This is a genomic window from Nocardia takedensis NBRC 100417, assembly GCF_000308695.1.
Taxonomy (GTDB): Bacteria; Actinomycetota; Actinomycetes; order Mycobacteriales; family Mycobacteriaceae; genus Nocardia; species Nocardia takedensis.
This window is the reverse complement of sequence record NZ_BAGG01000077.1, coordinates 14,397-28,364: the sequence shown is the minus strand read 5'-3', so window position 1 is coordinate 28,364 and position 13,968 is coordinate 14,397. Positions and strand designations below refer to the sequence as shown.

General features: G+C 69.9%; 10 protein-coding genes. 2 read left to right on the top strand and 8 right to left on the bottom strand.

The features are described from left to right. The first annotated feature begins 24 nt into the window (after positions 1–24). On the top strand, positions 25–537 hold the full coding sequence (locus tag ON30_RS16055) for a M15 family metallopeptidase (RefSeq protein ID WP_083911438.1): 513 nt from the start codon (positions 25–27) through the stop codon (positions 535–537). Positions 538–577: 40 nt separating this feature from the next. On the opposite strand, the gene ON30_RS16050 is transcribed toward ON30_RS16055, so the two are convergent. The 7 genes from ON30_RS16050 to ON30_RS16020 all read right to left on the bottom strand — a co-directional run bounded on the left by ON30_RS16050 (position 578) and on the right by ON30_RS16020 (position 12,420). Then, a complete protein-coding gene (locus ON30_RS16050) occupies positions 578–2,323 on the bottom strand; it encodes an ABC-three component system protein (RefSeq protein ID WP_040708043.1) in 1,746 nt (581 codons plus the stop codon). Next, on the bottom strand, positions 2,310–2,564 hold the full coding sequence (locus ON30_RS16045; RefSeq protein ID WP_051029420.1) for an ABC-three component system middle component 6: 255 nt from the start codon (positions 2,562–2,564) through the stop codon (positions 2,310–2,312). The genes ON30_RS16050 and ON30_RS16045 overlap by 14 nt, the downstream gene beginning before the upstream one ends. Beyond that, on the bottom strand, positions 2,548–3,510 hold the full coding sequence (locus ON30_RS16040) for an ABC-three component system protein (RefSeq protein ID WP_157183753.1): 963 nt from the start codon (positions 3,508–3,510) through the stop codon (positions 2,548–2,550). Before ON30_RS16040 ends, ON30_RS16045 begins: the two co-directional genes overlap by 17 nt. A 396-nt stretch (positions 3,511–3,906) precedes the next feature. Continuing rightward, positions 3,907–8,109: a TIGR02680 family protein gene (locus ON30_RS16035; RefSeq protein ID WP_040708039.1), complete on the bottom strand. Its 4,203-nt coding sequence runs from the start codon at positions 8,107–8,109 to the stop codon at positions 3,907–3,909. Next, positions 8,106–9,461 (bottom strand): TIGR02678 family protein, encoded by a 1,356-nt coding sequence (locus tag ON30_RS16030; protein ID WP_040708146.1) that lies wholly within the window; start codon positions 9,459–9,461, stop codon positions 8,106–8,108. Before ON30_RS16030 ends, ON30_RS16035 begins: the two co-directional genes overlap by 4 nt. Further along, a complete protein-coding gene (locus tag ON30_RS16025) occupies positions 9,461–11,071 on the bottom strand; it encodes a TIGR02677 family protein (RefSeq protein WP_051029437.1) in 1,611 nt (536 codons plus the stop codon). The genes ON30_RS16030 and ON30_RS16025 overlap by 1 nt, the downstream gene beginning before the upstream one ends. 209 nt (positions 11,072–11,280) lie before the next feature. Continuing rightward, on the bottom strand, positions 11,281–12,420 hold the full coding sequence (locus tag ON30_RS16020; protein WP_040708143.1) for an NsdA family TPR-like regulatory protein: 1,140 nt from the start codon (positions 12,418–12,420) through the stop codon (positions 11,281–11,283). A 268-nt stretch (positions 12,421–12,688) separates the two neighbouring features. Here ON30_RS16020 and ON30_RS16015 point away from each other — a divergent pair, with 268 nt between their 5' ends. Beyond that, positions 12,689–13,033: a hypothetical protein gene (locus ON30_RS16015; protein WP_245554078.1), complete on the top strand. Its 345-nt coding sequence runs from the start codon at positions 12,689–12,691 to the stop codon at positions 13,031–13,033. Positions 13,034–13,080: 47 nt separating this feature from the next. Here the strand turns inward: ON30_RS16015 and ON30_RS16010 are convergent, their stop codons facing one another. After that, on the bottom strand, positions 13,081–13,965 hold the full coding sequence (locus ON30_RS16010) for a PAC2 family protein (protein ID WP_040708033.1): 885 nt from the start codon (positions 13,963–13,965) through the stop codon (positions 13,081–13,083). Positions 13,966–13,968 lie beyond the last annotated feature (3 nt).

Here is a 13,968-nt window from a genome sequence, read left to right as displayed (position 1 = left end):
CGGGACAGCGTTAGGATTGCTGACATGTTGCTAGATGGTGTGCGGTTCCGTCGGCGGGTGGTATTGGGTCTGCTGACGGTCCTCACCCCCGCGGTCGTGGCCGCGACCGGGCCCACCGCCGCCGCCGAGGACCAACGCGAGGTACTGGCCCTCGCGACCGGCACCGACGGGCTCATCGCCCCGCTCGCCCTGGCCTACTCGCTGGCCGAGGACTCCGCCCACGCCCAGGGCGTCCCCCTCTACCTCAACTCCGGCTACCGCACCTGGGCCGAACAGCAACAACTCTGGGAAGACGGCATCGCCACCTACGGCAGCCCCGACGCCGCCCGCCGCTGGGTGCTGCCCCCCGAGGAATCCAGCCACGTCGCAGGCGAGGCGATCGACGTCGGCCCCGAGGCCGGCGCCCAATGGCTCGAAACCCACGGCAACCGCTGGGGCCTGTGCCGCACTTTCATCAACGAATGGTGGCACTTCCAGATAGCCACCGTCCCCGGCGGCGCCTGCCCACCCATGCTCCCCGACGCCAGCGAACGCTGACCGTTCTTGCCCTTGTGAAAAAGCGCATCGGGACGGTGAACTAATCGAAGCGGAAGCCGAACAGTCCGCCCGTCTCCGTTTCGTCGGTCAGTCGCTGGTCGATGACGTAGGGTTCGGCATCGAACGCTCCGTCACTCTGCGCTTCGACACTGTCGAGGAAATCGGAGTTCAAGGCGACGATGTACTGGAATCCGTATTCGTCGGCGAGCCGCGCTCCGATATTCAGGCAGGATGCCACCTGACGCGAATCGATCGCATCGAACAGATGGCTGTCGTGGACGAGGATTCGCGGTCCGCGTTCGGCCTTGATCGCGGCGAGTGTGCAGACGAGGTCGAGCATGAACGTCTCGACGCTGCGTACCCCGGAACTGGCATCCCCCGAGATCCGTGGCTCGACCTTGAGTATCCCCTTCGGGGATGGAGCGATGTACAGCGAAGCCTCGCGGTCGGAATAGATCTCCGTGCCCAGTTCATTGAACAGCGCTATCGATTCGTCCAGACGATCCGCGCGTTCCTGGGTTTCGGCGCGGACCGCTGCCACCAGTTCAGCGGTCTTGATCTTGATGGTGTCGTTGATCGAGCTCATCGTTCGAGCGGCGTCGAGACGGCGTTCGATGTCGGCGACGTCGGCTTCGAGCGCGGCGAGGTCGCGTTGCGCGGTGAGGAAGGTATCCAGCGCGACTGTCTCCCGGAGCAGCCCGATCACTCGGGCACGTCGCCGGTCGAGATCGAGACGCTCGCTGTCGATGGCTCGCAGGCGAGACCTTGCCGCCTCGAGTTCCTGCTGCAAGAACATGCGCCGGTTGCGTACGACCGATTCGTGGAATGCGGCGACCTCGGAGAAGCGATGTGTCACCGAGTGCGGGAGTACGAGGCCGATCTCGGTGTAGACCCTTTTCACTCGCTCGGTCAGCTCGCTGCTCGAGGTGACGGTCACCTCGTCGCGTAGGGTCCGTTCGAGTTCCCGTGTTCGGCGCTGCAACAGCAGGCCCTCGCTGTTGAGTTCCTCGATCTCGGCGGTGAGTGCGTCGGCTTCGCGCTGATGGTCACCGTACTGCTCGTCGACGCGGAAGCCGTGCAGGTGGTTTTGCATCCGGTCCCGGTGCCGCCGCGCGGCGGCAAGTCGGGCACGTAGGTCGGGTTCATCCAGGGACAGGTGACTGAAGGCGCCTTCTTTGACGGCTTTGCGAATGGCGCGGCCTTGTTTGTCGAGGCGATCGAGTTCGCCTGCCTTGCTCAGCGTCTGGGGCGACAGGCCGAGCATGAAGCCGAGTCGCACGCCCGATTCCCAGTCGGATTCGGCATGAAAGCCTTTGACCGGATTACCGAAAGCCGTGCGGATCAACTGTGCCCACAACTGACCGGTGGTCGGTCGGTCGGCGTCAGCGGGGATGTTGAACAAGAACTTGGCCTGCATGGCCTTCCAGTCGTCCACCTTGGTCTCGGAACTGTGCGCTACCGCCTCCCAGCCGTCAATCCGCACCCGATTGCCGGACTGGACGGCACGAGCAACCGTGGTCGACGGGGACTGTGGCTTTCCGGGAACAGGGAGCGCAAGGTGCGCCGTGAACACATGCTGCTCGAGATGTGGCGACTTGAATTCAAGTGGTAGGTCGCCGCCGACCAGGTAGCGCAGGATCTTCACGAAACTGGTCTTGCCGCTGCTGTTGCGGCTCTCGCCCTGGTCGGAGACCTCGGTGCGTTCGGCGACGAGAATATTGAGGCCCGGGCGAAAGGTCAGCGTTTTGAATCGCTCGTCCGAGCACGTCAGCTTACCGAGGAACATTTGCCCGCCGGAGGTAGCCGTCGGCCGCGGCATCGATGAGCCCCATCGCGAAGAGGGCGGCCAGTGACAGAGAGAACCAGTCGAATGTGATGCGTCCGGCGTTCGGCGAGGATCGTTGCCGTGCGCTGTAGCGGTCCCAGAGCGCCGAGACCGAGAGTGGATCGCTGAGTTCCTCCAGCAAGTCCGCGCCGATCGTGATCAAGGCTCGATCGGCCGATATCCCCTTAGTGGGCAACAGCACTGGGAACCTCCTCACCGGAAACCGGGAACGGGCTGGGCGGCTCCTCGAAGATATGGCATGAATCGAAGAAGTACGAGACTACGGCGTAGGCCGCGTTTGCCCGTGTCGCGTCCATGCGCACGTCCGATCCGGCCAGACCCACGTAGAGTCGTTCCAAGATCTCGGCCGGTCGCGTCGTCACAGCGCGGGCTCCCCGGTACAACGCTCGGAAGCGTTCGCCGTGGCTGTCCGCGAGAGCCGGATCGGAGGCACCCGCGTACCACTCGGAGATGCGAGGGGCCAGTAGGCGGCCGCTGTTGAATTCGACGCGACTGCTCTCGGGAAGCGCATTGAACTCCATCTTGTCCGGCGGGACCGGTCGGATCGTGTCCGCGACATACGTCGCCGAATCCACGGTGCCGAGTTTGTCGAGCAGCGGAATGAGATCGCGCAGTTCGACATTGGCCGCACCGGGCACCCCGGGAAACAGATCGTTCAGCACGTCAATGTCCAGCGTGCTCACCACGTCGGTCCACAGCTTGTCGGTGTCGAACAGGCGAATCCGTACCGGGCGGACGGGATGTGCCCCATGGGTCTGCTGGAGTTCGGTCAACACCTCGCCCGCCTTGGGGCCGTAGGGGGCGTTGGTCACGAACCGCCAGGTGTGGAATGTGCGCCATTCTCGGTGGGCCCGGTCGAAGTCGTCACGGATCTTCTTTGCGAGTTCCGTTTCGGCGTTACGGCCGGGGCGCTGGCCGTAACAGGCGTAGGCGATCGTGCCCGCTTCCGCCAGACCGTCGCACCCGCCATCGCCGAACGTCCCGGTGGGAGCGGGATTGATGAAATCGTCGTGGAACCGAGCCAGAACGCCGGTCACGTACTCCTCGTACGGAGTGCCCGATCGAAAGCATTCCTCCCGATGGCGAAATCGATACCAGTCGCGCCAATTCGCGGACGACAGCCCCATGCGACCCCCTGTGTCTCCCCGTGACAGTGTCTTCATCGTACCGGCGCATCGGCCGGCTTCAGTGGCAACGAGCATGAAACATGCTCTCGTGCCGATGTTCTGGTTGACGGTGTCGCATCGGCGATCGGCTGCCGTCGTCCACCTGTCGAGCCGAAGATACAGTGGCACAACGAGGTTCCGTGTGCCAACTACGCGTGCCGTACCTGCATGTCGGGCGAAGTCGGAGCGTCGTGTCCGCGACGTGATCCTAGTTGCTCGAAGCCAACGGCAACCGCAGGGGACTGTGCCGCGCCTTTGCCGACGAATCGTGGCATTTCGAGCTCGCCACAGCACCCGGGTCGGACGGTCCGCCGGCAGCGACGCGGAGGGGCGAGTGCAGTCTCCATGCCTGCCGCCTCACACCGGCTGACGTGCTGTTCCCGGCATGTCGTCGAGGGTGAGGCCGCCTTCGATGCCCGCGGGGACGCGGCGGCGGTCGGGGGAGCCGAGGGCGGTGGGGAGGTCGCCGCCGTCGTGTTCGGCCAGGAGTTCGCCGCTGTCCCAGACCAGTAGGGTGGCGCTGACGGTGTGTTCGGCGGCCGAGTGGGCCAGGTCGTAGTGGGCGCAGCCGGGGACGTGGGCGTAGGTGATCCACAGGTCGTAGCCGGTCATGAACAGGTCGAGGTCGAATTGCACGCTCAGACCGAGCAATTCGCTGCGACCGTTGTCGTCGACGCCGGCGAACGCCTCGTCCAGGGCCAGCAGGCGCGGGGCCTGGGGGTCGGCCGAATCCAGCATGACGTGCGCCGCGGCGAACAGCGGCAGGTGCAGGGAGACCGATTGTTCGCCGCCGGAGAGCGCGCTGTGGCGGGCCACGGTGAGCTTGTCCTCGCTGCCGTCGGCGCCGACCAGGGTGAAGGAGAACACCCGCCAACTGCGGTAATCCAGTGTCGCGCCGAGGATCTCGGGATAGGAGCGTTCGGGGTGCGCGGCCCGCGCGTTGCGGATCTCGGCGGCGAAGTGCGCGCGCACGGTCGCCAGGTCCTCGGCGCTCAGTGCCGCGGCGTCGCGTTCGAGCAGTCTGCTCACCGCCCGCGCGGCGTCGGAGAGCGCGTCGGCGGGCACCCAGTGCACCCCGATGGTGTTGCCCGAGGACATGCGACGCTTCTTCATCTCCGCGCCCATCCTGGCGATGAGATCGCGGGCGTCGCCGGTGCGTTCGTGGATCTGCTGGGCGAGTCCGGTGAGCAGGGCGTCCTCGAGGATGCGGCGTTCGGCGTCGGTGAGCAGCAGTTCCTGGTCCTGGCGGGCCCGGTCGAGACGACCCGCGAAATCGGCGAGCGCGGACAGTCCCTGCTCGTCCTGGACGTGCACGACGGTGAGGCCGTCGGCGGCGTCCCAGTGCAACCGGTAGTCGCGGCCCGAACCGGCCAGCGCGGCATCGAATTCCTGGAGCGCGGCGGTGACGGCGCTGCGGGTCGATTTGCGCGCCGCCTCACCCGCGCGCACCGAGGCGGTGGCGGCGGCCAACGCCTCGAACAGGTCGGCCACCTCCTCGGGCAGCACCCGGGGTTCGGATTCCGGTCCGGCCTGGGAGATCCGGTACAGCAACTGTTCCGGGGTCGACCAGGCCGCTTCGCTGCCGGGCCAGCGGCAGTGTTCGGGTGCGCCGAGCAGACGCAGCAGATCGGGACGGGCGTACGGGGCGAGGGCGCGCACTTCGGCGAGGACCTCGGTGAGCGCGGTCCCCAATGATTCGTGCGCGGTGCGGTAGGCGGCCTCGGCGTCGCCGACGGCTTCGATCGCGGCGTTGGCCGCTTTGCGCGCGGCCTTCTGTTCGGCCCTGGTGGCCTCGATCCGCTCGCGGGCGGCCTCGAGTTCGCGGTCGATGTCGGCCGCTCCCGCGCCCAGCGCCTCGCGCAGCGTCTCGAGTTTGCGGACCTGCTCCTGGTAGCCGGCCTGCGCGGATTCGGCCTCCTCGGCGAATGCCTCGGCCAGGTCGCGGGCCTCCTCGAAGCGGTCGGCGCCTTCGCGGTGCCGTTCGCGTTCGCGGTCGTGATCGGCGCGCGCCCGCAGCAGCGCGGACCCGGTGTTCTCGAAATGGCGGATGGCGGCGGCGAGGGCGTCGAGTTCGGCGGCGGTGCGCGGCGCGCGGTGTTCGGCGGCGACCGCGCGCACCTTCTTCTCTGCCGCCGCGGCCTCGGCCACCGCCTGGTCGAGGTCGCGTTCGGCCTGCGCGGCGCTCTCGGACCGGGACCGCAGCATTCCCGCCGCCTCGGCCACCGCCCGCGACGCCGCGCTCACGGCGGGTCGCGGCATCGCCTTGGCCGCGGCGGCCAGCGCGCGCAATTCCTCGGCGGCGGTGCGCTCCTCGGTCTCGGCGGCCTCGCGGTCGGATTCGACGGCGGCGAGTTCGGCGGTCAGCTCGTCCAGACGGTGCGCGCGACGGCGGGCGCGCGCGGTCGCGCCGATGAACTCGGCGTCGGCTTTGCCGTGCCTGCCGACCTGCACGCCCTGCCGGAACGCGCCGCCCGCGTCGACGGCCACGCCCGTGCCGGCGTGCGCGTCCTCGACCACCGCGATCGAGGCCAGAACCTCGGCGACGGCCGTGCTCGGCACGGTCAGGTCGGCCGCGTCCTGTTCCACCACGAGGACATCGGCGAGGGTCCGACCGGTCGGACGTTCGCCGACGGGCAGCGGCACCAGGAACCGATCGGACCGGAACTCGGGCAGCGACTCGGGTGCGCAGATCCAGGCGTCGAGCAGACCGGCCGCGTGCAGGGCCGCCTCGAGTCCGGCGGCGTCGGCGGGGGAGACGTCCTCGGCGAAACGCACCGACCGCCACAGCGGCGCGCCCGCCCGGCCGTCGCGGTCGTCGGTGCGCGACGGGTTCGGCGGGGGCGCGTCGGCGCGTTCGGCGGCGACCCGATCGTGTTCGGTCCGCAGGTCGGCGGCGCGCTGTTCGGCCGCCTCCGCGCGGGTGCGCGCATTCTGCCGTCGCGCGCGGATCGTGTCGAGCAGCGGTTCGGTGCGTTCGGCGAGGATTTCCGCGAGACCGACGGCCTCCGCCTGATCGGTCGCGCCCACGGCCGAGACGAGCGCGTCGCGCAAATCCGTCCCGAGCGCGGCGTACCGGTCGCGGTGGGCATCCCACCAGGTGCGCACCGCGCCCGCGGCGTCGGCGCGGGCCACCGCCACCGCCGCTTCCGCCGCGGCGACCTCGGCGGCGGCGGACTCCCGCGCTCCGGTCGCGCGTTCGGCGGCGCGTTCGGCGCGCGACCGTTCGGTCGTCGCGGTCTCCGACCCGGTCAGCACGCGCCGGGTCGCGCGCACGTCGGCGTCGCGTTCCTCCGCGCGCGCCCGCACCGCCGCGGTCAGCGCGTCGGGGCGGGGCTCGGCGGGGTCGGTCCAGGTGATGCCCGCTGCCTCGGCGGCGGCGCGCAGATCGTCCTCGGCGCGGGCCAGCGCGGCGGCGGCGTTGTCCACCGCGGTCGCGGCGCGTTCGGCCTCCTGGGCGCGCTGATCCAGCGTCTGGTTCGCCTTGAGCGCCTTGTCGCGGTGCACGCCGGCCGAGGTCTCCAGCCTGCGCACCGCGTCGGCGAGATCGTCGAGTTGCTGTTTGCCCTCGTAGGCGCTGGATCGCTGGAGCGTCTCGCGATCGGTCATGGCCTGTTCGTAGGCGCGGTCGGCGTCCTCGGCGCGCGCCTCGGCGGTCGTGCGCTCGGCGTCGCGACGCCGCCGCAGCGCGGTCGCGGCGAACAGGGCGGTGCTCGCGTGGGTGACCGCGTCCAGGCGCGCGCGCACCTGGTCCACGTCCGTGCGGGCCTGCACCGCGAGGTAGCGCCGGTAGACCTGCACGAACGAACTGGTCGCGGTGTCGGCCCGCACCAATCCCTCAAGGGTGCGCCCGACCTCCTCCATATCGCTGAACGAACGCGCCGCGTCCAGGATCAGTTGATCGTCCAGCGGGCGCAGGCCGTCGGTCAGCGCCTGGGACAGCCCGCGCGGGTCCAGGTTCTTGGCCAACTGCGGACGGCGCAGCGTCAGGATCAGGGTGATCAACTGGTCGTAGCGCTGCGCCCCCAACCCGAACATCCGCGCGTCGATGGCGGCGCGGTACTCGACCGGGCGGTCCACGATGGCGTCGGTGCCGATCTGCTCGGCCAACTGCTTGCGGGTCAGCGGCCGGTCGTCGGGGCCGATGAGCGAGAAGTCGACGCCCACCCGCCCGTCGGCGACGAAATACCAGCGGGTGACCTTGTCCGAGGACCGACTCGCGCGCATCCCGATCCCGACGGTGACCGTCTCCGGATCGTCCCACCGCCCGCGCGCGAACTCCATCCACACATACGAGTACGCCGAATCCTGCTTGCGGTAGAGCAGATTGGATTTCATGGTGCGTTCCTCGCCCGCGAACGGGTTGAGCCTGCGCGGCTCGATCCGACCGTCGAGCACGAACGGGAACAGCACCTCGAGCGCTTTGGTCTTGCCGGAACCGTTGGGCCCGCGCAGCACCAGGCGACCGTCGGCGAAACAGAACTCCTGGTCGCGGTAGTCCCACAGGTTGACGATGCCCGCGCGGGTCGGGACGAAGCGCACCCCGCCGTGGATGACAGTCATGCTCGGATCCCTTCGGTGTCGGCGGCGGTGACGAACAGTTCCTCGGCCCGGCGGGTGCGCACGGTCACCACCGCGCCCCGGTAGCGGGCCAGCGCCGGAAGTACCAGCAGCCCATCGGGACACGGGCGGATCAAGCGCAGTCGCCGCAGCAGCGCCAGTACTTCGGCGGTCAGTCCGGGCACGTCGGCCTGCCACTGCGCGGCGAAGGTGACGCCGTAGCGGTCGGTCAGCGCCCGCACCGTGGTGGCGACCCAGTCGGCGTCCAGGAAGGGGAGGTCGGGCGGGTCGTGCGCGGGGATCGGCTCCGTGTCCTCGAACGGCACCTCGTCGTCCTCGGCCAGCGCGTCGAACACCGTCGCCGCCGGGATGGCCGCGTCGAGTTCGGCGAGCAGATCGTCCTCGGCGTCGAGCACGTCGGGCCTGCGCGCGGGCGGATCGTCCAGATCCAGGACCCGATCGGCGATCTCGCCGACCAGCAGCAACGCCACCTGCGCGAGCGTCCCGGCGCCGGGGAACCGCACATCGGACAGACGGCCCGAGGAATCGATGAGCACGACCCCCTCGGCGCGGCGCTCGGCCGCCAACCCGGTCACCGCCTCGACCTCCGCGACCACCCGGTCCTGGGCCAGCAGCGTCCGCTCCGACGGCGACAGTTCCGCCGCGTACACGGCGGGCCGTTCGACCAGCGCCCGCCGCACCCGTCGCGCCGCCTCGGCGGACCGTTCGTCGTCGGCGTCCGCGAGCAGACCCCGCACACTGCGCAGGTGCTGCAACGCCAGCGGCGGACGGAACAGCGCGAACACCACCGGGCGGTCGATGTCGTAGAGCGCTTCGCCGACCTCGGGGTCGCCCGCCCACCCGGAGGCGTCGCCGTCGGCGAGGGTGAGCGCGCCGCGGGTGGCCAGCCAGCCGACCGCGTCCACGAACGCGTCGCGGTCGGCGGCCCGGTCCGGCGCGAGTTCGAGCCCGTCGACGCGCGCGGTGTAGTCGGCGACCTGTTCGGCCAGTTCCGAGAGGGTGATCTGATCGCCGGCGCGGCCCAGCGCGGCCAGCGCCAGCGCGAGATAGGCGTAGCGGCGGCGATCGAAGACGCGCTCGCCCGCCGTGCGCGCGGGCCGCCCCGGTTCCAGACGGTCCGCGACGGGGAACAACCGCGCGGTGGTCTCGGTGACCTCCAGGCGATAGCCGAACAACTCGGCCAGATCCTCGCGCAGTTCGGTGGCCCACCGCCGGATCAGCGGGAGCGCCATGCGATCGGGATAGGTCCTGGTGATCAGGTGGTTGGCCAGGATCACCCGGGCCGCGCGCTGGTAGTTGTCCAGCGCGAGGGGATCGATGCGACGCGCGTGGATCATCCGCGCCCGCCCGCCTTGCGGGGCCGGTGCGCCCGCACCGACAGGATGCGCCGATCCAGGTGCAGCAGACCGCGTTCGGTGCGCACCACCGTTGACCCGGGATGCGGCGACACCGTCAAGGTGACGCCGTTGTCCGAGCCGGTGGTGCCCTCGACCCGGCCGCTGACCGGCACCCACGCCGTCGAGGCCGCGTCCAGCAGTCGCAGCAGCACCTCGGTCTCGCGGGCGTCGAGTTCGCGGCCGTGCACGTCGGTCGCCGCCAGCGACCGCGCGGCCTCGGCGCGGGCGCGCTGTGCCGCCAACTGGGATTCGCGCAGTCTGCGCAGGCTCGCGTCGTTGCGCTGGATGCGCGCGGGCGCGCCCGCCGTCGGCGCGCGACCCGTCTCGGCCAGGGTGCGCGAGATCTCCAACGGCGGTGCGTCCCACCAGGACCGCGTCGGCGGGACGATATCGGCGTCGGGATGCTCCATCGCCAGATGGCGCGGCCTGCCCAGGCCGAACACCACCTCGAACAGAGCGTGGGCGCTGTCCGCGCTCGGCGTCGCGGTGAACCAGCCCGCCAGGTGCACCAGCGCCGATTCCCGGCTGACCCCGCCGCGTCGGGTCTCGGTCACCCGCCGCAGCAGCGACAGCACGGCCGCGATCGCGCTCATCGTCGCCTCGCGCAACCGGTCGGCCTCGGTCGACTCGCTCTCACCCGGCTTGCCGGAGTCCGGGGCGACGAACCAGGTCCGCAGACCGTGCCAGCGCGCGGCCCAGTCGGCGCGCCGCTGGGCGGCGGTGAGCAGCACCCGCTCGTCGCAGGAGGCCGCGCGCTCCACCAACTCCTCGACGCCGGTCGCTTCGATCTCGCCGATCACGTCGGCCAGGCGCGGGGCGAAACGGGCCAGGTCCATGCTGAATTCGCGCATGTGCGCCAGCAGCGCGTCCTTGTGGGCGAGGAAGGACTCCGGGGTGATCTCGGTGGTGCGCACCAGATCACCCAGGGACAGATAGAAATGCGCGGCGCGGGCCGCCATGTCGGTGAGCGCGGCGTCCAGACGGCGCAGCGTCCGGTACACCACTTCGGCGTCGCCGACCCGGTTCGCCTCGGCCAAGGTGCGCAGGTCCGCGAGCAGTTCCGGCAGCACGAGTCGGGACAGCGCCGCCTCGTCGAGTCGCGCGTCCAGTACGCCCGCGACCGCGCGGTACGCCTGGTAGCCGGCCTGGGAGAACTGGTAGACGTAGTGGCGGTTGCGGTATTCGGCCAGTGTCGCGGCCCTGGTGCCGTCGTAGCTGCGTTCCAGCACGCCCCAGCGGTGGAGTTGGTCGAGCAGCACCCGGATCTCGGCCGCGCCCAGCGCTTGCGCGACCGCCGCGAGGTCCGCGTCCGGTGTCGCGGCGCCGCCGGGGGCGGCCGCCGCGTCCGGCCCGCCCTCGCGTTCGCGCCGGATCCAGTCCGCGACATCGTCGGCGTGCAGCAGCACCACGTAGGCGGCCCGCGCGCTGTCGAAGGCCCGCAGCACCCACAGGTACTCGGCGCGCTTCTCGGCCGTGGCGAAGGAGAACAGCCGGAGGCGTTCGTCCCACACGGTCTCGGCGCTCGGCGGCGCGGCGGAGTCGGTCACCGACAACAGGGTAGTAGCGGGCTGGTCGCTGCCTTCACGAAGAACCCTTGTTCGGCGTGGCAGCGTCCGGTTTGCCGCTCTTGCCACCCGCTCGACACGCCGTGCCCGACGCGCCGACGACGCGCGGTGTGCGGCCGACACGACGGCGCCCGTCCCGGAAATGCTCTCCGGAACGGGCGCTTTCGCAAGTCTGACAGACCAGGTGGTCTCTATTCTGCGGCGACAGTCCGCAATCGGTCCAGATACTCCAGCGTGCGCGGATCGTCCGGGTACTGGTCCATCAGTTCGCGGGCGGCCTCGCCCGCGACCCACATCAGCGACGGCAGCGAGCGGCGGCGACCCGCCAAGGCCAGCGCGCCCTCGTGCACCGCGCGTTCGAGATCCTTGTCGCGCACCGCCACCACGGCCAGGGTGAGATGGGCCTCGGCGACCCGCATCGGGTTGCGGACACTGCCGTCGGCGCCGGTCGAGGTGCGAATCACCTCGCGCGCGAACGATTCCGCGCGGCGGTTGTCCCCGGCCACCCGGCAGCAGTCCATGGCGTAGAAATCGAACTTCTGCGGGTCGACCACGAAATGGTTGTCCAGATCGGTCGGATAGTCGAGTCGGTCCAGGATCGCGCGACCCTGGTCCAGAGCGGCCTGCGCCTGCACGGACTCGCCGAGTCGGGCGAACGCCTTGGCCCGCTGCGCGGCGAGTTGCACGCCCACGCCGAGATCGGCGCAGTCGGCGGGCGCGGTGTCGACGGCCTCGATGGCCCCGCGATAGTTGCCCTGGGTCAACGCGAACCAGGACGCCATCTCCGCGGCCCACCCGACGATCTCGGGATTGCCGGACTCGGTCCCCAGCGACCAGGCCGCCCGGCGGGTCGCCTCGGCCGAAGTGCGTCGCCCCAGGTCGTAGTCGACACAGCCGACCAGCAGCGCGACCCATCCGGCCAGCACGAGGATTTCGCGGTGCTGGGCCAGGGTGAGCCGACCGTCGAGCAGGGAGGTGATGCGACGCAACCAGGCCGTGCCCTCGGTGTGCAGGTCGTGCGGATCGGCGAAGGAGTATTCGCAGCACAGGCGTTCGGCGGTGATCCGGATGGCGTCCAGGGTGGACGCGGACACATCCGACATCCGCAGTCGGCCGATGAATTCGAGGGTGTCCATGCCGGTGGCCGACAGTAACTCGTCGTCCCGGTTCGGTCGCGCCTTCGGGAAGAAGGCCGCGGTGACGGTGTCGAAAGCCGCCGCGATGATCGGTGCGTAGAAGTCGTCCGGTCTCGACTCGCCGGACTCCCACCGACGCCAGTTACGTAGCAGCGTACTGTCGGTCGGCAGGTTGTGGGTGGACTTGGCGCGCATGACGCGCACCGCATCCGCTTGTGACCACCCCCTCGCATCGCGTTCGGAACGCATTCGGACTGCCCAGACGGGCCGATCGTCTCCTAGGGACACCCCGGTAGTATCGCACCAGTTAACCTCCGGCGGTCCTGGTAGGGCATACCGATGTCCGTGGGTTGACATCTGCATCCGCACTGTGTCTTCCGCGATCCTGAAGGCGGAAGCGGAGAATTTGCTAGACCGTAGTGCTCGACGAGGTGAACAGCGGCCCAATCCAATGGAGGTTCGGGTGGAAGCGTTGATCTATGGGTACGTGCGCGACGATCTGGCCGAGGACCGCGGCGCGGAATTCGAAGTCGCCATGAGCGCGTTGGCGCGCGAGATCGGGCTGTGCTTCGCCGCGACCTTCCACGAGTCACCGACGGCCGACGGCACCGCCTTCGCCGAACTGACCCGCGAGCTACGCCGGGCCGACGCCCACCACGTCGTGGTTCCCTCGCTGGAACATCTTGCCGGGCAGACCATCCCGCGCGAGATCCTGCTGGCCAAACTCGCCAAGGAGGCCGCGGCCCGGGTCTGGACCATCGAGTCGGTCACCGCCATGGCCGCGCTGCGTCCCACCGGCACCGCATGAGCGCGGGGCGGGTGCGCGCCTCGCGCACCCGCCCCGCACGAAGAACTTCAGAGCCCGAAACTGCCGGGACCGCGCCTGCGCAGGTACTTCTCGAACTCCGCGGCGATGGCGTCGCCGTCGATCTTGGCCATCGTGTCGTTGAGATCGATCGCCGCGTCGCCGCGCTCCTCGAGCGAGCGCACGTACTCGCTGATCTCCTCGTCGCCGACGGTCATCTCGTTGACGGCGGTCTCCCAGTCCTCGGCCTGCTTGGGCAACTCGCCCAGCGGCACCTCGATGTCGAGCACGTCCTCGACCCGGTGCAGCAGCGCGATGGTGGCCTTCGGGTTGGGCGGCTGGGACACGTAGTGCGGAACCGCGGCCCAGAACGACACCGCGGGCACCCCCGCCTTGACGCACTGGTCCTGCAGGACGCCGGTGATCCCGGTCGGGCCTTCGTAGCGGGTCTGCTCGAGGGCGAAACGTTCGGCGGCTTCCTTGCTGTAGGCCGATCCGGTGACCGGCACGGGCCGGGTGTGCGGGGTGTCGGCCAGCAGCGCGCCGAGGATCACCACGGTCTCCACGCCGAGTTGTTCGATGAATTCCAGCAGATCGGCGCAGAAGCTGCGCCAGCGCATATTCGGCTCGATGCCCCGCAGCAGGACCACGTCGCGCTCGCTGCCGGGCGGCGAGCACACCGACAGCATCGTCGAAGGCCACTGGATCTCCCTGGTCACGCCGTCGACCTGGCGCACCGTGGGACGGTTGACCTGGTAGTCGTAGTAGTCCTCGGAATCGAGTTCGGCTAGCGGTTCGGCGTCCCAGATCAGCTCCAGATGTTCGACGGCACCGCTGGCGGCATCACCGGCGTCGTTCCAGCCCTCGAAGGCCGCGACCAGCACCGGATCCCGCAACGTCGGCAGTTCCGAATCGGGGGTTTCACTGGGGTTCACCCG